The organism is Arthrobacter sp. UC242_113, from assembly GCF_044054585.1.
Lineage (GTDB): Bacteria > Actinomycetota > Actinomycetes > Actinomycetales > Micrococcaceae > Arthrobacter.
Window position 1 is genome coordinate 1,821,270 of record NZ_CP171968.1, and the last position, 20,620, is coordinate 1,841,889.

At 66.1% G+C, this 20,620-nt stretch carries 21 protein-coding genes, 2 tRNA genes, 1 other RNA gene and 1 pseudogene; 11 read left to right on the forward strand and 14 right to left on the reverse strand.

Annotation, left to right across the window (positions count from 1 at the left end):
- Positions 1 to 29: 29 nt before the first annotated feature.
- The gene (locus tag ACHMXB_RS08140; RefSeq protein ID WP_395404318.1) at positions 30 to 599 is read right to left on the reverse strand and encodes a single-stranded DNA-binding protein; all 570 of its coding nucleotides are present in this window, start codon (positions 597 to 599) and stop codon (positions 30 to 32) included.
- A 182-nt stretch (positions 600 to 781) separates the two neighbouring features.
- Here ACHMXB_RS08140 and ACHMXB_RS08145 point away from each other — a divergent pair.
- Positions 782 to 854, forward strand: a tRNA-Arg gene (locus ACHMXB_RS08145).
- Positions 855 to 922: 68 nt separating this feature from the next.
- Here the strand turns inward: ACHMXB_RS08145 and ACHMXB_RS08150 are convergent.
- Positions 923 to 1,960: a hypothetical protein gene (locus ACHMXB_RS08150; RefSeq protein WP_395404320.1), complete on the reverse strand. Its 1,038-nt coding sequence runs from the start codon at positions 1,958 to 1,960 to the stop codon at positions 923 to 925.
- 248 nt (positions 1,961 to 2,208) lie between these two features.
- On the opposite strand from ACHMXB_RS08150, the gene ACHMXB_RS08155 reads away from it, so the two are divergent.
- Positions 2,209 to 2,691 carry a lipopolysaccharide assembly LapA domain-containing protein gene (locus tag ACHMXB_RS08155; protein WP_395404322.1) on the forward strand — a complete coding sequence of 161 codons (483 nt, stop codon included), beginning with the start codon at positions 2,209 to 2,211 and terminating at the stop codon, positions 2,689 to 2,691.
- A 23-nt stretch (positions 2,692 to 2,714) separates the two neighbouring features.
- Here the strand turns inward: ACHMXB_RS08155 and ACHMXB_RS08160 are convergent, their stop codons facing one another.
- The 4 genes from ACHMXB_RS08160 to ACHMXB_RS08175 are packed head-to-tail and all read right to left on the reverse strand — an operon-like array spanning position 2,715 to position 6,440.
- Positions 2,715 to 3,146, reverse strand: a complete 432-nt coding sequence (locus tag ACHMXB_RS08160; protein ID WP_395404324.1) for an SRPBCC domain-containing protein — start codon at positions 3,144 to 3,146, stop codon at positions 2,715 to 2,717.
- Between the two features lie 56 nt (positions 3,147 to 3,202).
- Positions 3,203 to 4,060, reverse strand: coding sequence for a sugar phosphate isomerase/epimerase family protein (locus tag ACHMXB_RS08165; protein WP_395404326.1), 858 nt, complete (start codon positions 4,058 to 4,060; stop codon positions 3,203 to 3,205).
- Positions 4,057 to 5,271: a dihydrodipicolinate synthase family protein gene (locus ACHMXB_RS08170; RefSeq protein ID WP_395404328.1), complete on the reverse strand. Its 1,215-nt coding sequence runs from the start codon at positions 5,269 to 5,271 to the stop codon at positions 4,057 to 4,059. The genes ACHMXB_RS08165 and ACHMXB_RS08170 overlap by 4 nt, the downstream gene beginning before the upstream one ends.
- A complete protein-coding gene (locus tag ACHMXB_RS08175; protein ID WP_395404330.1) occupies positions 5,271 to 6,440 on the reverse strand; it encodes a Gfo/Idh/MocA family protein in 1,170 nt (389 codons plus the stop codon). Before ACHMXB_RS08175 ends, ACHMXB_RS08170 begins: the two co-directional genes overlap by 1 nt.
- A gap of 171 nt (positions 6,441 to 6,611) precedes the next feature.
- Here ACHMXB_RS08175 and ACHMXB_RS08180 point away from each other — a divergent pair, with 171 nt between their 5' ends.
- From ACHMXB_RS08180 to ACHMXB_RS08190, 3 genes and pseudogenes are all read left to right on the forward strand, one after another.
- Positions 6,612 to 7,703, forward strand: a complete 1,092-nt coding sequence (locus tag ACHMXB_RS08180) for a LacI family DNA-binding transcriptional regulator (protein WP_395404332.1) — start codon at positions 6,612 to 6,614, stop codon at positions 7,701 to 7,703.
- Positions 7,704 to 7,778: 75 nt separating this feature from the next.
- On the forward strand, positions 7,779 to 8,387 hold the full coding sequence (locus tag ACHMXB_RS08185) for a GNAT family N-acetyltransferase (RefSeq protein WP_395404334.1): 609 nt from the start codon (positions 7,779 to 7,781) through the stop codon (positions 8,385 to 8,387).
- A 71-nt stretch (positions 8,388 to 8,458) separates the two neighbouring features.
- Positions 8,459 to 9,137: pseudogene (locus ACHMXB_RS08190) on the forward strand (DNA alkylation repair protein).
- A gap of 1 nt (position 9,138) precedes the next feature.
- On the opposite strand, the gene mptB reads toward ACHMXB_RS08190, so the two are convergent.
- The gene (mptB, locus tag ACHMXB_RS08195) at positions 9,139 to 10,695 is read right to left on the reverse strand and encodes a polyprenol phosphomannose-dependent alpha 1,6 mannosyltransferase MptB (protein WP_395404336.1); all 1,557 of its coding nucleotides are present in this window, start codon (positions 10,693 to 10,695) and stop codon (positions 9,139 to 9,141) included.
- Positions 10,696 to 10,902: 207 nt separating this feature from the next.
- On the opposite strand from mptB, the gene orn reads away from it, so the two are divergent.
- The 3 genes from orn (at position 10,903) to def (ending at position 12,472) form a co-directional block, all read left to right on the forward strand.
- The gene (gene orn / locus ACHMXB_RS08200) at positions 10,903 to 11,574 is read left to right on the forward strand and encodes an oligoribonuclease (RefSeq protein WP_395404338.1); all 672 of its coding nucleotides are present in this window, start codon (positions 10,903 to 10,905) and stop codon (positions 11,572 to 11,574) included.
- A 130-nt stretch (positions 11,575 to 11,704) separates the two neighbouring features.
- Positions 11,705 to 11,777: transfer RNA gene (locus tag ACHMXB_RS08205), tRNA-His, on the forward strand.
- A gap of 122 nt (positions 11,778 to 11,899) precedes the next feature.
- The gene (gene def, locus ACHMXB_RS08210) at positions 11,900 to 12,472 is read left to right on the forward strand and encodes a peptide deformylase (RefSeq protein WP_395404340.1); all 573 of its coding nucleotides are present in this window, start codon (positions 11,900 to 11,902) and stop codon (positions 12,470 to 12,472) included.
- A 20-nt stretch (positions 12,473 to 12,492) separates the two neighbouring features.
- Here the strand turns inward: def and ACHMXB_RS08215 are convergent, their stop codons facing one another.
- The 5 genes from ACHMXB_RS08215 to rnpB all read right to left on the reverse strand — a co-directional run bounded on the left by ACHMXB_RS08215 (position 12,493) and on the right by rnpB (position 16,300).
- Positions 12,493 to 13,290 (reverse strand): HNH endonuclease family protein, encoded by a 798-nt coding sequence (locus ACHMXB_RS08215; protein ID WP_395404342.1) that lies wholly within the window; start codon positions 13,288 to 13,290, stop codon positions 12,493 to 12,495.
- A gap of 129 nt (positions 13,291 to 13,419) precedes the next feature.
- Positions 13,420 to 13,629 carry a hypothetical protein gene (locus tag ACHMXB_RS08220; protein ID WP_395404344.1) on the reverse strand — a complete coding sequence of 70 codons (210 nt, stop codon included), beginning with the start codon at positions 13,627 to 13,629 and terminating at the stop codon, positions 13,420 to 13,422.
- 115 nt (positions 13,630 to 13,744) lie between these two features.
- A complete protein-coding gene (locus tag ACHMXB_RS08225; RefSeq protein ID WP_395404346.1) occupies positions 13,745 to 15,238 on the reverse strand; it encodes a glyceraldehyde-3-phosphate dehydrogenase in 1,494 nt (497 codons plus the stop codon).
- 253 nt (positions 15,239 to 15,491) lie between these two features.
- Positions 15,492 to 15,878, reverse strand: coding sequence for a hypothetical protein (locus tag ACHMXB_RS08230; RefSeq protein WP_395404348.1), 387 nt, complete (start codon positions 15,876 to 15,878; stop codon positions 15,492 to 15,494).
- Positions 15,879 to 15,908: 30 nt separating this feature from the next.
- Positions 15,909 to 16,300: RNase P RNA component class A (gene rnpB, locus ACHMXB_RS08235), an RNA gene on the reverse strand.
- A 256-nt stretch (positions 16,301 to 16,556) separates the two neighbouring features.
- Between rnpB and ACHMXB_RS08240 the strand changes: the two genes are divergently transcribed.
- Both ACHMXB_RS08240 and ACHMXB_RS08245 read left to right on the forward strand, forming a co-directional pair.
- Positions 16,557 to 17,288, forward strand: a complete 732-nt coding sequence (locus tag ACHMXB_RS08240) for an alpha/beta hydrolase (protein ID WP_395404350.1) — start codon at positions 16,557 to 16,559, stop codon at positions 17,286 to 17,288.
- Between the two features lie 32 nt (positions 17,289 to 17,320).
- Positions 17,321 to 18,085 carry a YaaA family protein gene (locus ACHMXB_RS08245; RefSeq protein ID WP_395404352.1) on the forward strand — a complete coding sequence of 255 codons (765 nt, stop codon included), beginning with the start codon at positions 17,321 to 17,323 and terminating at the stop codon, positions 18,083 to 18,085.
- A 20-nt stretch (positions 18,086 to 18,105) separates the two neighbouring features.
- Here ACHMXB_RS08245 and ACHMXB_RS08250 read toward each other — a convergent pair whose 3' ends face one another.
- Positions 18,106 to 18,843 (reverse strand): zinc ribbon domain-containing protein, encoded by a 738-nt coding sequence (locus ACHMXB_RS08250; RefSeq protein WP_395404354.1) that lies wholly within the window; start codon positions 18,841 to 18,843, stop codon positions 18,106 to 18,108.
- A gap of 180 nt (positions 18,844 to 19,023) precedes the next feature.
- Entirely contained in the window at positions 19,024 to 19,926 is a 903-nt protein-coding gene (locus ACHMXB_RS08255; protein ID WP_395405191.1) for a Nif3-like dinuclear metal center hexameric protein, read from the reverse strand.
- Between the two features lie 115 nt (positions 19,927 to 20,041).
- Between ACHMXB_RS08255 and msrA the strand changes: the two genes are divergently transcribed.
- Positions 20,042 to 20,566, forward strand: coding sequence for a peptide-methionine (S)-S-oxide reductase MsrA (gene msrA, locus ACHMXB_RS08260; protein ID WP_395404356.1), 525 nt, complete (start codon positions 20,042 to 20,044; stop codon positions 20,564 to 20,566).
- The last annotated feature ends 54 nt before the right edge of the window (positions 20,567 to 20,620 follow it).

Consider the following 20,620-nt stretch of genomic DNA (forward strand, 5'->3'; position numbering starts at 1 on the left):
GGGGGTGCAGTGCCGCACGTCACCGGCGTTCAGGCAGCGGCTCCCGTGAGTTCGCCCGTTTCGGGGTCGAGCTGCAACTCGTCGCCGGCGTCGTCGAGGAAGATGCCCGCCGCAGCCGGGTCTTCGTCCGCCTCGTCGCCTTCCTCCCGGTCCTCGTCGGAGCCGTCCCCGGCCGCGGCCGAGGATCCGGAGACGCTGCGGTCGCCGTTCGCGGGGCCGTATCCGTCAGCGGCCTGCGGGTTGCCGGAATTGCGGATGAAGTTGGCGGTGCCCCACTTGAGATCGTGGCCCACCGCGTCCGCGTCGATTTCGGCGTCGTGGTACATGCGGCCGTCCCTCTCCCAGCTGCGCATCTTCAGCTTGCCCACGACGACGACGCGCTGGCCCTTCTTGATGCTGCAGCCCATGTTCCCGGCCAGCTGCCGGTATCCCTGGACGGTGAACCAGTTGATGTTGCCGTCCACCCAGGCGTTGACAGTGCGGTCGTACCGCCGTTCAGCGGAACCGAGGCGGAATGAGGCGGTGGGAACGCCCCCGGGAGTTGTGGAACTGCGGATCTCCGTGGCCACGAAGCCCCGAACCGTAACGTTGTCACTCATCTTGTTGTCCTGTCTCGAAGTGTCTTGCCCTAGCAGGCACTTCCAGCATCAACCGCCGACGCGACGGCTGGGAGGTACGCAATCCTGTATGTGGATAACCGAAACGATCCTCCCCGGTGCCGCCGGCGGGCCCGCAGGCAATGTAGACTTTTTCAGGCACCCGGGAAGCCGGGAAACCAGTTGCCCCAGTAGCTCAGGGGATAGAGCAGCGGCCTTCTAATCCGCCGGTCGGGGGTTCGATTCCCTCCTGGGGCACGGCCACAAGCGGTCCTGACCTGCGCAAACGCCGGTCAGGACCGCTTCTGCGTTGGGCGGGGCTGTTACTACGGTGCGGGGCGCGTACCTGCGTCCTTGCCCGGGCCCGACGTGGGAACGAAGTTCCAGCTGAACGACCCGTTATCGCGCAGTGTCATCCGAAGGAACCCGTGCGTGTTGCTGAACCGCTTCACGATGTATGGCGGACTGCTCGTAAAGGAGCGGAGGCCGATGCCTCCCGTGGACACCTGGAACGCGGTCATCCCGTCACTGACGCACTGGTCCCTGTTGTTGACCGGACATGAACGCTCGTAGTTGTGTTGTGACCCTGACAGGGTCAGCCGGACCCGGTGCTTGTACATGACGTCGATCCACGGCTTGTGGTCGGCGGCCCGCTTGTGTTCGCCGGTGTTCGACGTGAAGTACGGCTCGTGGTAGACCACCGCCAGGTACTTGCCCGCCGCCCTGGCAGCAGCGAGGTCGCCGTCCAGCCATGCCGTCAAGGCCTGAGCCTTCGCGGGGCTATATCGCCACTGTGCCGACGACAGGAACGCGAAGTGCCAGTTTCCGAAGTCCTTCGAGTACGGATCCCCGTTCCCGATGAACCCGCGCTGCCGGTTAATTGCAGCCTTCGCCGGGGCACCCGGGCATTGGCCGTTCATGAAGTTGTCGAGGTCCTCGTTGCGGCCTGGTTGCCAGTCGTGGTTGGGGGCGGACACCCAGTACAGCTTGGGCTTGGTGCCACCCCACAGCGGCGTCCAGTACTTCACGTAATCAGCGCAGCGCGGGGTGTCGTACTGGAAGTCCCCCAGCCCCAGGAACGCGTCAATCTGGTTCTTCTGCACGAGCCGGGTGATCGCCGCGCCGTTCCGGCCGGACGGGCTGTTGGGCTCAATGTTCCTGACGCCGTTCATGTCGCCGACAGCAGCGATCCGAACATCAGGCGCCGGGACCCTGGGCTTGTTAGGGGACGGTAACGAATCCGGGCTGAGAGTCGCCGTTGATTGCGGCGCCTCCCCACCGCCGATGGCGAGGGATGCAGCCCAGAGGCCAGTGACGGCCAGGAGCAAAGCGGTCGTTCCAGCGATAACACGGTTGCGGCGCATCGGGGGTACTCCTCCCTTCGGGGCGCCGTGTACTACATCGGACAAGTACGCCCCGCATCTCCTTCCGAGTGTAGAACACCCCGTGACGCTTGGCGGGAGTTCGTCGAAGTGCACGGTTCCATCGCCCGCGGGGGCACATTGCAAGCATGCTTACTAATATGGGCCGACTGTGCCTATGATCGGACTGGGCGCCGGCGATATGCACAAGCCGGCCAACCCGGACCAACCGTCAGGGAAGGAACATCCGTATGCAGCAAAGCCAGTCGGGCGGAAACCCGGCCGATCCGGAAATGCCCAGGCCAACGAACCCGGCGGCAGGCCAGCCAGGCACCGGAGAGCCCCTTGACCCGACGCCGACCCAAGCGGCGGCGGGTACCGGCGCGGCGGCCCGCCATCCCGGCACGGCCGCGATCCCGGGTTACGACGGAGCCGCGTCACCGCGGCCCGGCCTGGCGGAGCCGGAACGGCAGGTGACGCGCGCCGGTATGATCTGGGCGGCGGTGGCCTCGGCCCTGGTGGTACTGGTGCTGCTGATCATCTTCATCCTGCAGAACCAGGAACTCGTCCAGGTGAAGTTCTTCGGCCTCGAAGGCGCGGTGTCGCTCGGGATGTCCCTCTTCATCGCCGCAGTAGGCGGAGGTGTCCTCGTGGCCATGGCGGGTGCAGCACGGATCATCCAACTGCGCGCTGCTGCCCACCGTCGCAGGGTGCAGGCTGGCCGCAATCGGTAGGCCGCAAGCCGACTCCGGCGCGGTCAGTCCTCCAGGTACTCCTTGAGGTTGCCAAGCACCATGGCCCAAAGTTTCTCCGACTCCGCTGCTTCCTCGTCACTCTTGTTGTTGCCCTGGGTGATGCTGACACGGGTGCCCTCCGCCACGGGCTCCAGGCCGTACTCCACGGTGTGGTAGCTGTCCGGCTCGTCGGGCAGGCCCGACAAGGGGCTGTAGTGGGAGATGCGCAGGAGTTCGTTGGGGCGGACTTCCAGCACGGTCCCCTTGTCCTGGTAGGACTTGCCCTGCCACTCCCCCTCGAACGTCACAGGCTCACCTTCCCGCCAGGTGGATGCGACATTCGTGCCGAGAAAGTATTCCTTGATGTCGACCGGATCAGTCAGCGCCTTCCACACCCGCTCCGGCTGCGCTGCAACAGCAACGCTCGCCTCGGCGTCCCTTGCTTGTTTGTCCATAGCTGACCCTCCTGGCGCCACCCTACCCGCGGACAGCCACCGAAGTAAGGGCAGGTTCAGGCAAAGGGCTGCACCAGCTCCGCGTAGCGCTCCTTCATCATCGCCAGGACGTCGTCTCCGTCGGCGTCCCAGATCTCGCGGTTGAATATCTCCACTTCGATGTCGCCTGTGTATCCGGCGTCCCGGACCCAGGTGCCGATCGTCGCGAAGTCAATCACGCCGTCGCCCATCATGCCCCGGGAAAGCAGCGCGTCCGCGGCGATCGGAAGGTTGAAGTCGCACACCTGGTAGGAGGCGATCCGGTTCTCCCGGCCGGCGCGCTCGATCTGCGCTTTCAGTTCCGGATCCCACCAGACATGGAACGTGTCGACGGCGACCCCCACCGCCCGGGCGTCGTACGGCGCCGCCAGGTCCAGCGCCTGGCCCAGGGTGGAGATGAGCGCGCGGTCGGCGGCGTACATCGGGTGCAGGGGTTCCAGCACCAGCCGGACGCCGTGTTCGACGGCGAATGGGACGAGGTCCTCGAGCCGGTCAGCCACGCGCCGGCGGGCAGCCGCTACATCCTTCTCCCCCGGCGCCAGGCCCCCGACCACGAGGAACAGTTCTTGCGCATCCAGAGCGACGGCCTCCAGGATCGCGGCCCTGTTGTCGGCGAGCGCTGCCGCCTGCCCGCCTGCGTCCGGAGCGGTGAGGAACCCGCCTCGGCACAGCGAGGAAACCCGGAGCCCGGCGTCCTTGATCAGCTTCGCCGCCTTGTCCAGCCCGGTCTCGGCGACGATGTCCCGCCAGGGCCCGATGGCGGGAATGCCTGCACGGGCGCAGCCGTCAACAGCCTCGGCGAGCGTCCACTTCTTGGTGGTGGCGCTGTTGAGGGAAAGCCGCGAAAAGGGGGACGGTTCTGAATTGAAGGTCATACTCCTACTCCGTTGATGCGAAGGAAATCGGACATCCGGAACGCTGCGAGGGCGGGGTCCTTCAGCAGCCCGGCTTCGTCGGCCAGTTCGAAGGTCGTCGCGAGGTGCACCACCGAACGGCCCGAGTGCAGGCCGCCGACCATCTGGAATCCCGGCTGCTTGCCGTTGAGCCAGGACAGGAAGGCGATTCCGGTCTTGTAGTAAAACGTGGGGGCACTGAAGATGTGCTTGCCCAGTTCGCGGGTGGAGTCCAGGATGGCACGCGCTTTGGCGGCATCTCCGGCGTCGTAGCTTTGCAGCGCCGCGGACGCAGCTGGATAGATTGCCGCAAAGATTCCCAGCAGGGCATCCGAGTGGAGGGTTCCGTCGCCGTCGATCAGCTCAGGGTAGTTGAAGTCGTCACCCGTGTAGAGGCGCACGCCCTCGGGGAGCGCCGCCCGCAGCGCGATCTCATGCGAAGCGTCCAGGAGCGAGACCTTGACGCCGTCCACCTTGTCCGCGTTTTCGCGGATGAGGCAAAGGAACGTCTCGGTGGCCTCGTCAACGCTGTCTGAGCCCCAGTAGCCGGCCAGCGCCGGATCGAACATGGTGCCGAGCCAGTGCAGGACGACGGGCTGGTCGGCTTCCTGGAGCAGCGTGGAGTAGACCTTCAGGTAGTCCTCGGGGCCGGACGCCGCCTGGGCCAGCGCCCTGGAGGCCATGAGGATCACCTTGGGCCCGGCCTCGCTGACGACGGCGACCTGCTCACGGTAAGCGGCCAGGACAGCCTGCAGCCCGGCCGCGCCGGACGGCAGCGTGGCGAGGTCCAGCTGGTCGGTGCCGGCGCCGCAGGACACGAGGTCGCGGACGGTCATGCCCGCCGTGGCCGTGCCGCCGGCGGAGACCACAGAGCCCGCCTCCGCCCCGGTGCGCTTGATCAGCTGCTGCGTGGCGGCCCAGTCCAGGCCCATGCCGCGCTGGGCGGTGTCCATCGCGTCGGCAACCCCGAGCCCGTAGGACCACAGCTCGTGCCGGTAGCCCAGCGTGGCCTCCCAGTCCAGACGCGCCGGGGCGCCCGGGGTGTTGTCGGCGGTGACCTCGGGGATGACGTGGGCGGCCGCATAGGCCCGGCGCGATGCCAGCGGCGCCGTCGGCTTGGCCCAGGTGGTGGCGGGGCGGAGGCGGTACTCCCGGGTCCCGCCGTCGGACGTGGGAAGAATCAGTGAAGTCATCAGAGCGTGATCTCCGGGATGTCGATGGTGCGGCGTTCGTCGTTGGACTGCAGGCCGAGTTCGGCGAGCTGGACGCCGCGTGCGGCGGAGAGCAGCCCGAAGCGGTGCTCGCGGCCGGCGACGGCGTCGCGCAGGAACTCTTCCCACTGCAGCTTGAAGCCGTTGTCCAGCTCGGCGTTGGCGGGGACTTCCTGCCACTGGCTGCGGAAGGATTCTGTAACTGGAAGGTCCGGGTTCCAGACCGGCTTCGGGGTGTGGGCCCGCTGCTGCGCGACGCACTTGTTCAGGCCGGCCACAGCAGATCCGTGCGTGCCGTCCACCTGGAACTCGACCAGCTCGTCACGGTAGACCCGGACAGCCCACGAGGAGTTGATCTGGCCGATGACATCGTCCCCGCCCGGGGTTTGCAGCTCGAAGATGCCGTAGGAGGCGTCGTCTGCCGTTGCCTTGTATTCCTTTCCGGACTCGTCCCACCGCGCCGGGATGTGGGTGGCGGTCTTGGCGTTGACACTCCTGACCGTGCCGATGATGCCTTCCAGGACGTAGTTCCAGTGGCAGAACATGTCCGTGGTCATTCCGCCGCCGTCCTCCTTGCGGTAGTTCCAGGACGGGCGCTGCGCCGCCTGCACGTCGCCTTCGAAGACCCAGTAGCCAAATTCTCCGCGGATGGACAGGATCCGGCCGAAGAACCCTTCATCCACGAGGCGGCGGAGCTTGACCAGGCCAGGCAGGTAGAGCTTGTCGTGCACCACCCCGGCGGTGACCCCGGCTTCCTTGCCGATGCGGGCCAGCTCGACGGCCTCCTCGAGGGTTTCCGCCGTCGGCTTCTCAGTGAAGATGTGCTTGCCGGCCAGCATGGCCTTCTTCAGGGTTGCGGCCCGCAGGCCGGTCATCGAGGCGTCGAAGACGACGTCGACGGTGGGGTCGTTGATCACGCCGTCAAGGTCGGTGGTCCACTCCGAAATTTTGTGCAGCTCGGCCAGTTCACGGATTTTCGCTTCGTTGCGGCCGACGAGGATCGGCTCGATCTGGACCTTGGTGCCGTCCTCCAGGGTGAAGCCCCCTGCGTCACGGACGGGGAGGATGGAGCGCAGCAGGTGCTGGCGGTATCCCATCCGGCCGGTAATGCCGTTCATGGCGATACGGATCGTCTTTGTTTCGAAGCCCATGAGTCCTCATTCATTCGTGGTGGATGGACCGGGAAAGCGCATTCCCACTGGTTCTATACTGCAGAACTGCCGGGCATCTGGCAAGCGCTTTCCGAGTGTATTTATAACTGCGATAATGTGGGCATCAGCCGAGTTTCCCGATGCCGGGCCCGTTGAAGAGGAGTTTCGCCTGTGGCAGCAAGCACGCTGACCGAAGTAGCCCGCCTGGCCGGAGTCTCCCCTGCCACCGCGAGCCGCGTCCTGAACGGTTCCGCAAGGACCCCCGGACCTGATATCGCTGAGCGCGTGCGGAAAGCTGCGGACTCCCTCGGCTACATCCCCAACGCCCAGGCACAGGGCCTCGCCAAGTCGAGCTCCGGCCTCATCGGACTCATCGTGCACGACATCGCGGACCCCTACTTCTCAGCCATCGCCCGAGGCGTCCAGACCGCGGCCCGGCATCAGAACAAGATGGTCCTGCTGGCTACCACCGCGGGCAGTCCTGCGGACGAGCGCGCGGCCGTGGCTGCCTTTGCGGCACGCCGGGCGGACTCGATAGTGATCGCGGGATCGCGGTCTTCACGGACCGCCGACCAGCAGGGCAACGCCGAACTGGCCGCCGAGCTTGACCGCTACTGCCGCAACGGTGGCCAGGTGGGCGTCGTGGGACACGGCGTAGTGGGCGCCGAATCCGACGAGGGCTATCACGTGGTTGAGGTTCCCAACGAGCAGCTCGCCGCCGAACTCGCCCGGGAACTGGCCGCCTCACATGCCGGGGAGTTCGTGATCATCGCCGGCCCGGAGGGCCTCCTGACCTCAGACGATCGGGTGCGCGGCTTTCAGCGCGGCCTGGCAGACGCCGGGTTTTCGCCGGCAGATGTCCTGCACACCGGATTCGACCGCACTGGCGGTTACGAGGCGGGCATGGAGCTCGCCGCACGCATGAAGGCGCACGGCGGCAACGGCGGGGCCGGTACTGGCGCCGCCGCACCGCCGCGGCTCTGTATCTTCGCCGTCAACGACGTCATGGCGATCGGGGCCACGGCCGCACTGCGCTCCAAAGGACTGCGCGTGCCCCGTGACGCCGCCATCGCGGGCTTTGATGACATCGAAACCCTGCGCGACTTCCGGCCCGCCCTCTCCACCGTCCGCCTGCCCCTGGAGGAGATCGGGAGGCTGGCAGTTCCCGCCGGTTCCGGCCACCCGGCCGCCGGCGCCGTGACGGTCACGGGCGAGGTGACGCTGCGCCGGAGCACCGAGCCAGGCGGCGAACCCGCTTCCTAGTCCCGGCAGCAAGGCAGGTTCGGCACCAGCCACAGTCCCGCAGCAGGACATTGCCGGCGGCAACGGAAGGCGGCCATGACAGAGCATTCGCAGGAGACAGCAGGCGGCATCACCACCGCGGCCGCCGAGTGGCCCGCCGTCGAGGAACTATTCGGCGTCCGCGGCGAACCGTCACGCTGCTGGTGCCGGTTCTTTGCCCTGCCGGGAGCCAGCTTTAGTGCCACGCCGCCTGCTGACCGCAAGGCGCAGTTGAAAGACAAGTTCGACGGCGGCGGGCCGGCGCCGGGGGTCCTGGCCTACCGCGGCGGCTCCGCAGTCGGCTGGTGCGCCGTGGAGCCGCGGGGTTGCTACCCGCGGATTCTCCGTTCCCAGGTGTTCAAGGCTGCCGGTCCCGCGGCCGCCGGCGACGAAGCCGGGAGCGTGTGGTCGGTGAGCTGCTTCGTCGTCGCACCCGGCCACCGGCGCAGCGGCGTGGCAGCGGCCCTGCTGGCTGCCGCCGTCGGCCACGCACGCGCCAACGGGGCCGCCGTCGTCGAAGGGTATCCGGTGGATCCACGGGAACGGCCAAAGGCCGGTCCGTCCGATCTCTACCAGGGCACGCTGGGGCTGTTCCTTGCCGCCGGGTTTGAGGTGGTCAGTGACGCAGTTCCCGGGCGCAGGGTGGTGCGGCTACGGGTCGGATGACAGGACCACACGGACCGTAGAGGCAGCGGCAAACGCTGCCTTGGCCTCCTTGGACCGGCTATGTTGGCAGCATGGCAAATGAAGCCTTGCTGGCGCTGATTCGCGCCGAACTGCGGGCGGCGGCAGACCCCCTCCGCGGCGCCGCAGCGCAGGCCTACATGAAGTCCGCGACTCCGTCCCTCGGCGTCCGTGTGCCGGAGGTGCGCAGGGCAACCAAGGCCGCGGCCGCCGCCCACCCGTTTGAGACCCCCGAGGACCTGAGATCAACGGTGCTTGTCCTGTGGCGGGAAGCCAGTTACCGCGAGGAACGCTACGCTGCGATCGACCTGACCGGACTGCGGAGCGTGGCCGGAGATCCGCTGATGCTTCCGGTGTATGAGGAGATCATCCGGACCGGCTCGTCCTGGGACTATGTTGACGGCGTGGCCCACCGGATCGGCACACTGCTCCGGGCCCACCGGGACGAACTCACCCAAGTACTGCTCCAGTGGAGCGCCGATCGCGACTTCTGGATTCGGCGGGCGTCCATCACGGCCCAGCTGGCGGCAAAGTTCCAGACGGACACCGCGCTGCTCTCTGCCGTCATCGAGGCGAACATGGCTGACAGGGAGTTCTTCATCCGCAAGGCCATCGGGTGGGCATTGCGTGAGTACGCCAAAACCGATCCGGAATGGGTCCTGGATTTTCGTGGCGCGGAACGCCACGTCACTCAGTCCACTCTCGCGCAGGGAAGCCCTGAAAAACCTTTAGGTCAGATGACGGGGCGCGTCGTGACAGGCTGCTCCGCCTTGCTGAAAAGCAGCTTGGTGCTGCGGTCCAGGAAGATCAGGTACAGGGCAAACAGCAGGGCAATGATGGCGGCTGCGTTGCGGGCCAGCGCGAGGGCAAGGCCCAGGTCGCCGGTCTGCAGGTAGGGGAAGACTTCGAGCTGGTCGGAGATGGCATAGACCATGAAGAAGGACACGATGAAGTACAGGGCCTTGACCTGCCAGTCGTCGCGGATGCCCGTGACGGCGAACAGCGGGATCAGCCACACCACGTACCAGGACTGAATCATCGGCGCGAGCACCACAACGGCCGCGAAGGCGAGGGTCAGGCGGCGCATGAGGCGGTCGTGTTCGCCCCGGAAAATCTGCCAGGCGACGATGCCCACGGCAAGGAGCTTGCCGGCGTCGTAAACCCATTTAGCCAGGCCCCAGCCGTCCAGGCTGAACGCGTTGAAAATGGAGGCTACTACCAGACCCAGCAGCCCCACCGGGGCGTACCAGATCCAGACGCTGCCGGGCGCCGAGAGTCCGTTGATCCAGCCGAACCCGAAGCCGTTGACCAGGCTCATGGCGTAGAGCAGGGTAATGCTGATTCCGGCGGTCAGGCCCCAGAACACGAACTTCCTGGGCCAGCTGGCCCCTTTGCCCGCCCAGAGCAGGCCGATGAACGGAAGGAACACCACGGTGATCGGCTTCACCGAGATTGAGGCTGTGACAAGGACGATGCCCAGGATGACCCGCCGCGTGGCGCAGTAGTAGAGGCCCGCGAGGGCCAGCCCGATCATCAGTGCGTCGTTGTGGACGCTGGCGATGAAGTTGGTCAGGAAGAGCGGGTTCGCTGCCGTCAGCCAGAGGGCACGGTGCGGATTGACGCCGTGCAGTTCGGCGAGCTTGGGCACGTAGATGATGCACAACACCACACCCATCAGCGCGGCGAGGCGGAACAGCATGATGCTGGCTTCCGGGTGAACGTTGGTGGACCAGACCACGAACTGCTCGATCCACAAAAACACCTGGCCGTAGGGCACCGGGGCCTCAGTCCACATCTTGTCTGCGCCCAGCTGGAAGTAGTTGGACAGCGCCGAGATGCCGTTCTCGTACGGGTTGAAGCCCTCCACCATCAGTCGGCCCTGGCCGATGTAGGCGTAAACATCCCGGCTGAACAGCGGGACGGTGAACATCATGGGAAGGCCCCACGCGACGACGGCCTGCAGGGTGGCTTTCCGGGCCTCCCGGCCCCACACATGAACGTGCTGGCCAAGCCGGAGCCACGCCCGGACCAGCAGCATGCCGCCCACCGCCAGCAGCACGATGGACAGCCCGACGCCGAACGCCTCCGTGCGCATCCAGATGAACAGGGGCATCCGCCGCAGTTCCGAGGCCGGTGCCAGCCAGCCGACGCCGAGCGAGCCGATGAGCAGGAACATGGAACCGGTGAAACCGGAGAGGATCGGCGAGCGTGGATTGTCCACTTCCGGCCGGGCCGGGTCCGTGGAAGTGCCGATGGCCGTTTCCCCTATCGCAGGCACAGGCGCCGTCATCTCAGGATCGTCCAATCTCTTTTGCGCGTATCTCTTTGGCATGCTGCCCCATCTGCGGCCAAGCTGGGCGGCCGGCCAAATCGGGCGGCCAGCCAAAACGGGCGACGCCGGGGCGCGGCCGCCGCTGGGGCGTTGCCACGTACCCGAAATATTAGCATCGGAGCGCCTCTCCAAGGCTTGCGGGCGGCTAAACGGTAGGCTGAACGGGTGCCTATTACTAACGAACGCATCGTCTGGATCGACTGCGAAATGACCGGCCTGGACAGCGTCAACGACGCCCTGATCGAGGTCGCGGCCCTGGTGACCGACTCCGAGCTCAACATCCTCGGAGACGGGGTGGACGTGGTGATCAAACCGGAGGACGCCGCCCTCGCCCAGATGAACGATTTCGTCCGGGACATGCACACCCGGTCAGGCCTGCTGAACGAGCTTCCGGCCGGCAAAACCATGGCCGAGGCGGAGGCCCTGGTGCTGGACTACATCCGCAAGTGGGTGCCGGACCCCCGCAAGGCGCCCCTTGCCGGCAACTCGGTGGGAACGGACCGGGTCTTCCTCGCCCGGGACATGCCCTCGGTGGTGGAGCACCTGCATTACCGGATCATCGATGTCAGCACCATCAAGGAACTGGCCCGGCGCTGGTATGCGCGCGCCTACTTCCAGGCGCCGGCGAAGCTTGGCGGCCACCGCGCCCTTGGGGACATCAAGGATTCCATTGATGAACTCAGGTACTACCGGGAAGCCGTCTTCGTGCCCGCGCCGGGGCCGGACAGTGCCACGGCCCAGAAGATCTCCAAGCGCATCTCGGCGTCGCCCTCCGCCGTCGACCAGCAGTCCCCGGAAGGCGTTCTGCCGCCCGCAGCACAGCAGTCCGGAAAGTAATCTGCGCCACGTTTGGGGAAAATTTTGCCGAAACAGCCAAAAGTGGCGAAAGCATCCCCAAACAGCAGGTAAGCTATTTGTCGTTGCCAATTCGGACGGCCGGGAAACCGGACAGTCTGCAGGGCACATGGTGGGCGTAGCTCAGTTGGCAGAGCGCCTGGTTGTGGTCCAGGAGGTCGCGGGTTCAACCCCCGTCGCTCACCCTCACCGAGGACGGCAGTTTCTTGCCGGCCAGCAGCAAAGGCCGTACCGGTTTACCGGTGCGGCCTTTGCTTGTTTCACCACTGCCGGTTCCACCCCGGCAAAGCGTCGAAGGATCCCTCACATGACCGTTCTGCCCATCACCATCTGGGGTGAGCCGGTGCTGCACCGCCGGGCTGCTGAAGTGGAAGAGTTCGACGACGGGCTTCGCCAGCTGATTGCCGACATGTTCGAAACCAACGACAAGGCGAATGGCGTCGGTCTGGCCGCGCCGCAGATCGGCGTGGGCAAGCGCATCTTCGTGTACAAGTACGAGAACGAGGACGGCGCTCCCCCGGCCGGCGTCGTGGTCAATCCGGTGCTGACCCTTTCCAAGGTGTCCGGGGCTCTGCCGGATCCGGACGACGAAGTGGAGGGCTGCCTTTCCTTCCCCGGCGAGCAGTTTCCGCTCAAGCGCGCCGAATGGGTGCGCGTCCAGGGCTTTGACGGGCTCGGCAATCCGGTGGATTTCGAAGCCACCGGCTGGTTCGCCCGCATCATCCAGCACGAATACGACCACCTTGACGGCAAGCTGTACGTCAACCGGCTCATCGACAGGTACGCCCGCAAGGCGATGAAGCAGGCCAAGAAGAGCGGCTGGGGCGTACCGGGCCTGACCTGGATGCCGGGCGTTGACCCGGACCCGTTCGGCCACTGACGCCGCCCCCGATTGCGGCCCTACTGCGCAACGACGGTCTGCTGCTGCGGGCATGAACCCAGCACGCGGGCCATGGCGTCCTTCTCCGGCTGGGTGACCCAGAGTCCGTACGCGGCCTTCACCGAGATCTGCCGCGCCACGTAGTGGCACCGGAGGGCCTTGTTCTTCGGCAGCCAGGTGGCGGCGTCCGACGCACTTTTCTCCTGGTTGGCGTCACCGTCGGCGGCGATGAGGTTGACCGGATCGTTGGCAAGGGTCTGCCGCTGCTGCGCCGTCAGCTGCTGGGCCCCCTTCTGCCAGGCGTCGCCGAGCGCGACGACGTGGTCGATCTGCACGGCCTTGCTGGAGTCCCCACCGCGGACGAACCTGACCACCAGCCCCACATACGGCTCATGCATGGTGCCGGCGGCAACCTTGCACTTTGACCCTTTGGTGAACTCAACGTCGTGAAGATCCCGGCGCAGGATGTCGTTGCGCGTGTCGCAGCCGTTGTGGTCGGCATCCTGCCAGGCCTGGCCGAAGGCTGACCGGTCATAGTCGCTTCCGGATGCCCGGCCCTTTACTGCCAGGGTTTCAAGTGCAGCGGCGGCGTGGCCCGGCGGCACCGGGTGCGGGGGCGTCACGGGCTTCATCCAGGCGGCATCGAACACCGGCGCCTCGCTCGGTCCGGACACGGCAGGCTCGGCGGCAATGAACTGGCCTGCCGTGAAAAACCACACGGTGGCGGCGACCACCGACACCGCTGCGGCACCGAGCACCGCCCAGGCCTGCCGGGAGCGGCGCCGCGCACGCCGGTAACCGGCCCAGCTGACGCTCACAGGGGCGTCCAAGGGCGCCAGGTGTTGCCGGCAGGTTGTGGGTACACACCAGGAGCCTAAGCGAAACCACCCGTCGCTGTGCGGGTATCCACAGTGTGGAGGACAGGTGCCCTGTGGAGGGAGGCTCCCCTACTGCTCGCGCATGACCCGATGGAGATCGGTGTTGGCGAGATCCAGGAGGCGCTCAAGCTGGGCCACCCTGTCGTCGCCTATTTCCCCTGCCGCATGTGACGTGCGCGCCTCGTCCAGAAGCCTTTGGGCTTCCTTCTGGTTGGCCTTGGCAACGTCGAGGGCGTGTTCCAGAGTTGTCTCATGCTGGAGTGTCGGGTTCTGTTCCATGACACAAGTTTGTGCCCGATTTCCGCCTGATTCCAGAGAATTGCCCGGGAACTTCCCGGGAATGGGTCAGCCCCGCCGACACAACTGTGCTGACGGGGCTGACGTAGCGTTCCGGTTAGACCGAGGCTGCCACGGCCAGGACCGGGGCGGCGTCCTTTTCGGAGTCCTTGGCCGGGAAGGACGGCGGGTTGACCCCGGCCATTTCTTCCATGACGCGGACCACCTGGCAGCTGTAGCCGAACTCGTTGTCGTACCAGACGTACACTACGAGGTTCTTGTCGTTGGCGATGGTGGCGAGGCCGTCGACGATGCCGGCCCGGCGGGAGCCGACGAAGTCGGTGGAGACGACCTCAGGCGAGTCGATGTAGTCGATCTGCTTGCGCAGGTCGGAGTGCAGTGACATCTCGCGCAGGTAGTCGTTGACCTCGTCCTTGGTGGTGCCGTTGGCCAGGTTGAGGTTCAGGACGGCCAGGGACACGTCCGGGGTGGGGACCCGGATGGAGCTGCCGCTGAGCTTGCCCTGCAGTTCGGGCAGCGCCTTGGCCACGGCCTTGGCCGCACCGGTCTCGGTGATCACCATGTTCAGCGCGGCGGAGCGGCCGCGGCGGTCGCCCTTGTGGAAGTTGTCGATCAGGTTCTGGTCGTTTGTGAACGAGTGGACCGTCTCGACGTGGCCGTGGATCACGCCGTACTTGTCGTTGAGCGCCTTTAGGACCGGGGTGATGGCGTTGGTGGTGCAGGAGGCTGCCGTCACGATCTTGTCGGAATCGGCGATGTCGCGGTGGTTGATGCCGTGGACGATGTTCTTGAGCTCGCCCTTGCCCGGTGCCGTCAGCAGGACCTTGGCAACGCCCTTGCTCAGCAGGTGCTGGCCGAGGCCTTCGGCGTCGCGCCAGCGGCCGGTGTTGTCTACCACCAGGGCGTTGTTGATGCCGTAGGCCGTGTAGTCGATGGTGGCCGGGTTGTCCGAGTAAATGACCTGGATCTGCACGCCGTTGGCCGTGATGGTGTTGGCGTCAGTGTCCACCCGGATGGTTCCTTCGAAGGAACCGTGGACGGAGTCGCGGCGCAGCAGGCTGGCACGCTTGGTCAGGTCGTTGTCGGAGCCGCGCCGGACCACGATGGCGCGCAGGCGCAGGCCGTGGCCGCCGCCTGCCTTTTCGATCAGGAGGCGCGCCAGCAGGCGGCCGATGCGGCCGAAGCCGTAAAGCACGACGTCGGTGCTGGTGCGGTCGTCGCCGCCCCGCTTACCCACGATCTCAGCCAGCTCGGCACGGAGGAATTCCTCCAAAGTCAGGTCCCCGCCGTCGGACTTGAACTTCTGGTTCAGGCGGGCAATGTCGATGGCAGCGGCACCCAGGTCCAGCTGTGCCAGCGTGTTCAGCAGCGGCGCCGTCTCCTCGAGGAGCAGCTCATCCTTGCTCATCCGGCGCGCAAAGCGGTGCGCCTTCAGGATGTTCATGGTGGACTTGTTGATCAGGCTGCGGCCGTGGATGGAGGTAACCACGTTGTTTTCACGGTACAGCCGGCCGATAACCGGGATCATGGCCTCGGCGAGCGCCTCTCGGCTCATCCACGTATCAAGACAAGAATCTGACGTCTGGCTCACAGAACTACCTTCCTTGGTTCAACCGGCTACGTCTTCGTAAACCGGATGGCGGCCACTGGAAGTTATCCAGGGCATGCTGGCACCGGCAGGGTTTCGGTCCACCCCGGATGCCGTCGGACGTGCAAAGAAATACCGCCGGCTGCGAACGCAGATCCGGCGGAGGAACTTCTACGTTCACCATCCATTCTAGGGCGGGCGGAGGGCTCCTTTTGTCCCGGAGCCCGTGAAATCACTCACACCACCGGACGGGCAGCTACATCTCGCCGTACTGGAGGCGGCCAATGCTCCAGGCCGCCACGTTGCGGAGGTCCACCCGCGTTGCGTTCAGGCGGATGGGGTTGCCGCCGGAGACCACTACCGGTTCAAGGAAATGGATGAACCTGACCTGGTCCTTTCGGAGCGGGTTGTTCCTGGCGTCCTGCGCGTCTTCGGCACCGTCTGCTCCGTACTCGCCTGATGCGCTGACCTGCGCCTTCTGGCGTCTGGACCACGCTTCCTCACTCACCACGGAGCCGGAGATTATCGTCCCGTCGACCATGACTGTGAGCTCGATCGTTCCATCCTGATCGAGGCTGTCGGGGCCAACGACGCGCGCGAGCACGGCATTCAGTCTTGGGTCGGTGTCATCGGAGGACTGCACGGGCATCTACCTTCCAGACGCGGTGTTAAGTGGATGGGTTGACCGATACGCCGGGTTCTGTGCTCCCCTGCCGTTGCCAGCACGGGAGTAGCGGCCATCCATCTACGAACGCCGTTGCCGACGCCCTCCAGCGGCCTACCCGGACACTCGGGCGGGCAGCCCTCAAACGTGTCCTGTCTGGCCTTGCTCCGGGTGGGGTTTACCTAGCCTTCCCGGTCACCCGGGAAGCTGGTGGTCTCTTACACCGCCGTTTCACCCTTACCTGCTTCGTGCCGCTTTCAAATCGGCGCGACGCAGGCGGTCTGTTTTCTGTGGCACTGGCCTGCGGGTTACCCCGAGTGGGCGTTACCCACCACCCTGCCCTGTGGAGCCCGGACGTTCCTCGAGCCACTTGCGTGACGCGCGGCCGCCTGGTCAACCCATCCGGAGTCCAGTTTACGGGCTTTCCTGCGGTGCCGGACACGCGCCGGTTCCGGGGTCTAAAATCGGGAAATGGACCAGCCGTCCTTCCCACGGCGACGCATGCTGCAGCTGGCAGGAATCGCTGCCGGCATGACTGCAGCCGGCTCGTCAGCCTGCACGGCGCCGCCTCCACCGGTTCCCGGCCCCACAACGACGGCGGCCATCCCGCCGGGTCCCCCGTCCGTAGTGCCGCCTTCCAAATTGCCCCCTTCCAGATTGCCCACGTCCACAGTGTTGACCCGGACGGGCGCTTTTCGCTCCCGCTTCCGCCCGGCAGCCACCACCTACTGGTCCCTGGCGGTGCCGCTTCCGGAACAGGCCAACCAGGTGCTGCCCGTGGCGGTCTTCCTGCACGGACTGGGTGGCAGCAGCCAGGTTCTGCTGCGCGACCTCGTTGCGGATCAGGCCCTGCAGCACCACTTGGACGACGGCGGCCAGCCCTTCGGGATTGCTGCCGTGGACGGCGGCGACTCCTGGTGGCATGCCCGCGCCGACGGCAGCGATACGCAGTCGATGCTGGTGCTGGAGTTCCTGCCGTTCCTGGCCGAGCAGGGGTTCGACCTCGGAAAGGTCGGCCTCTTCGGCACGTCAATGGGAGGGTTCGGCGCCCTCCTCCTGGCGTCTCGGGGTAGGGTGTCCGGACTTCGCGCCGTTGCGGCCATGAGCCCGGCCGTCTGGTCCAGCTACGACGCCGGGATGCAGGGCGCCTTCGACGGCCCGGCTGATTTCGCGGCCAATGACATTTTCGCGCTGCGTCCCCGGCTTGCAGCGATTTCCAAGCGGATCGACTGCGGCGCCGAGGATGAACTGGCGCCGACGGTGCGTCAGTACCGTTCGGGACTTCCCGGCCGGGTGGAGGGAGGCTTTCAGCCTGGCGGCCACGACGGGCTGTACTGGCGGTCGATCCTCCCGGACGTGCTGGACTTTCTGGGCCGCCACCTGGACTAATCCCGCGCGCGCCCGGCCGGTAAGATCGTACGGTGCTGATTCTGCTCCCCCCATCCGAAGGCAAGACTCCGGCCGTCCGCGGTGACGCCATGGACTGGGCTTCGTTGAGTTTTCCCGTGCTGAACACCTACCGGGCCAAGGTGCTCGACGCGCTGGGGACAGTGAGTTCGCACGAGGACGCCCTCGCCTTGCTGGGCGTCGGCGCCTCGCTTAAGGACGACGTCGAACGCAACACCCGGCTCCACGCCGAACCGGCGGCCCCGGCGCACCAGGTGTATTCGGGCGTGCTGTACGACGCCCTGGGCTACGGGTCGATGACACCGGCACAGCGGCGCCGGGCGGATGAGTCGGTGCTGGTCATCTCCGCACTGTGGGGCGCCATCCGGTTCGCCGATTCCGTGCCCGCCTACCGGCTGTCCATGTCAACGGCACTGCCCGACGTCGGACGCCTCGCCTCATTCTGGAAACCGCAGCTTACCGACGCCCTCGGCGAGGTCGCCGGCGGCCAGCTCCTGGTCGATTGCCGGTCCAGCACCTATGCCGCCGCCTGGACTCCCCCGCTGGCAGACACCGTGGCGGTCAACGTGTTCACTGAGGTGAACGGCGCCCGCAAGGTGGTCAGCCACTTCGCCAAGCACACCCGGGGCGAGCTGGCCCGGCACCTGCTGACGCGGCGGGGCAAGGCCCCGGCAACGCCGGAGCAGCTGCGGAAGGCCGCGGCCGAAAAGTGGCAGGCCGAACTTGTTCCGGGCACGGCGCGCAAGGCCCACGCCCTGAACGTCATCCTGCCCAACTAGCTGGCAGTTGGGTGAGGCGGTCAGACCCACTCGGCAGAGCGCACCAGAATGCAGCCGGAGTCCGGGCAGAACACGATCTCGTCCTCGGCGGCGCCCTTGATCTCGGCCAGGTCGCCGGGGCTCAGCTGCATACCGGAACCTTCGGACGTGCCGTGGAAGAGCCGCGCCGCGCCCACTCCGCGCCGGGCCAGCGTCTTCTCGTAGACCGTAAGCATTCCGGCGTCCAGCCCTGCGGCGAACTCTGCTCTTTGGCCCCGAACTACTGTCTCTTCAGCGTTGACCTCCGCCAGCTGCTCATCGAGCTCGGCACGGATCCCGCCGAAGGAGCCCTGGATATCGTCCACGATGCTCTGCTGGGCCGCCTGGCGTTCGCGCAGGACATCCAGGCGCTCGAGGATCTCGAGTTCCACATCCTCCAGGTCTGAACATCGCTTATTGAGCGAGGCAATGTCCTTCTGCAGCGCGACGAGGTCCTTGGAGAGGCCGGTTCCGCTGTTGAGCTTTGCCTCGTCCCGTTCGATCCGGGTAGCCACCTGCTCCACGTCGGCCTCGGCCCGCTTCAGTTCCGCTTCGGCGTCGTGGACGGCGAGTTTCGCGGCGCCCAGCTCACCGTTGGCAACGCTGAGGGCCGCCTCAAGATCGGTGATCCGGGGATCGGATTCAAGGGCACGGCGGCGGTTGGACAGCGACTTCAGCCGGGCGTCCAGGCCCTGGAGCTCGAGCAACTTCAATTGTTCAGCCGGTGCTGCCTTGGCCACGTTTTACCTCCGCTTGATCCATCCGGCTCCTGGCCGGCACCCCGTCGGGGGTTTTCTAGACTCTAGCGCCTAACGCGCTCCCCAGCCTCGCTACGCATCCCCACCGGCTCCCAAACCTCGCTGCGCTCGGTGCGGGCCCCTCGCGGGCGTGGGCCCTGCGATGGACTTCGCGCGCCAGGCTTAGCCGGGGGTCAGTATGAAGTCCCATGGATCGCTGTTGGTGGTGCTGACCCGTATTTCGACGTCGAGGCCCTGGTCCGCGAGCACGTTGCCCAGCGCTTCGGCCGCGGCCGGGAGCCACAGCCATTCGCTGGCGAAGTGCGAGACATCGATGAGGTACGGGCGGTCATTGACCGCAGCCTCCCTGGCTTCCGAGGCCGGGTGATGGCGAAGGTCAGCGGTGACATACAGGTCCGCATTGCTGGCACGAACCTCGTCAAAGAGGGAATCCCCGGCCCCGCCGCACACCGCGATCCGCTGCACGAGCCCGTCCTTGTCCCCGGACACGCGCACGCCGCCCGCCACCGACGGGAGGATGCCGAAAACCCGCGCGGCGAAAGCGCCCAGGGTCATGGACTCGCTCAGGTCCCCGACCCGCCCGATGCCTTCCTCGGGAAGGCCGTCGGCTGCGGGGGTCAGCGGCGACACATTTTCAAGGCCCAGGGCGTCGGCCAGGACGTCGGAAACGCCGCCCACTGCTGAGTCGCCGTTGGTGTGGACCGTCAGCAGTGCCGTTCCGGATTCGATCAGGCGGTGGACGGCCCTGCCTTTGGGGGTGTTGGCGGCAACCGAGGTCACGCCCCTGAGGAGCAGCGGGTGATGGGTGATGAGCAGCTCCGCGCCCCATTCGATGGCCTCGTCGATGACCTCGATGGTGGGATCCACGGCGAACATGACGCGCGTGACCTCAGCGGACGGATGCCCGGCCACGAGGCCCACCTCGTCCCAGGACTCTGCCAGCGACTCCGGCCAGAGTTCCTCCACGGCCAGCATGAGCTGCCCCAGGGTTGCAGCGGCGGGTGACTCCGCGGCGTCGGGAGCGTCTTCCGGTTCCGCTGCAACGTCACTGTTCACAGGTTCCATACTCATATTTTTACCCTACAGTCGGCTCTGGCCTCTGCCCGGTATATGACCCTAGGGTTGGCTGGGGAATCATTGACGCCCGCGAACCATTAAAGAGGACATGAATAAAGAGGACTTGAAAACTTTTGTGCTTGGCGGGGGCTGTTTCTGGTGCCTGGACGCCGTCTACCAGAAAACGAAAGGCGTCACGTCGGTGGTTTCGGGGTACACCGGCGGCCATGAGCGCCACCCGGACTACTACTCCGTTTGCTCCGGCACCACGGGGCACGCGGAGGTGGTCGCCGTGACCTTCGATGAGGACGTCATCCCTGCCGAAGTCATCCTGGACATGTTCTTCGCCCTGCACGACCCCACCACCCTCAACCGGCAGGGGTACGACGTCGGCACGCAGTACCGCTCGTCGATGTTCTATGAGACCACCGAGCAGAAGATCCTCTTCGAGGAGGCGATCGAACGGAACCAAGCGTTATGGTCCCGGCCGATTGTGACCGAGGTGAGCCGGCTCCCTGTGTTCTATCCGGCGGAGAACATTCACCAGGACTACTACGCCAAGTTCCCGGAGCAGGGGTACTGCCAGGTCATTATTAACCCGAAGCTGGCCAAGGCCCGGAAATATTACTCTGCATGGCTTAATGCGTAGCAGTGGCGCTGACCCCCTCGTTAGGCTGACCAAAGTATTCCTCCCTGAGAGATA

Coding starts and splice junctions, on each gene's coding strand:
- ACHMXB_RS08185 (WP_395404334.1), top strand. CDS start 7,779: ATGACAGAGCATTCGCAGGAGACAGCAGGCGGCATCACCACCGCGGCC.
- ACHMXB_RS08170 (WP_395404328.1), bottom strand. CDS start 5,271: ATGACTTCACTGATTCTTCCCACGTCCGACGGCGGGACCCGGGAGTAC.
- ACHMXB_RS08155 (WP_395404322.1), top strand. CDS start 2,209: ATGCAGCAAAGCCAGTCGGGCGGAAACCCGGCCGATCCGGAAATGCCC.
- mptB (WP_395404336.1), bottom strand. CDS start 10,695: ATGACGGCGCCTGTGCCTGCGATAGGGGAAACGGCCATCGGCACTTCC.
- ACHMXB_RS08175 (WP_395404330.1), bottom strand. CDS start 6,440: ATGGGCTTCGAAACAAAGACGATCCGTATCGCCATGAACGGCATTACC.
- ACHMXB_RS08255 (WP_395405191.1), bottom strand. CDS start 19,926: ATGGAACCTGTGAACAGTGACGTTGCAGCGGAACCGGAAGACGCTCCC.
- ACHMXB_RS08220 (WP_395404344.1), bottom strand. CDS start 13,629: ATGGAACAGAACCCGACACTCCAGCATGAGACAACTCTGGAACACGCC.
- ACHMXB_RS08150 (WP_395404320.1), bottom strand. CDS start 1,960: ATGCGCCGCAACCGTGTTATCGCTGGAACGACCGCTTTGCTCCTGGCC.
- ACHMXB_RS08165 (WP_395404326.1), bottom strand. CDS start 4,060: ATGACCTTCAATTCAGAACCGTCCCCCTTTTCGCGGCTTTCCCTCAAC.
- ACHMXB_RS08140 (WP_395404318.1), bottom strand. CDS start 599: ATGAGTGACAACGTTACGGTTCGGGGCTTCGTGGCCACGGAGATCCGC.
- ACHMXB_RS08160 (WP_395404324.1), bottom strand. CDS start 3,146: ATGGACAAACAAGCAAGGGACGCCGAGGCGAGCGTTGCTGTTGCAGCG.
- def (WP_395404340.1), top strand. CDS start 11,900: ATGACCGTTCTGCCCATCACCATCTGGGGTGAGCCGGTGCTGCACCGC.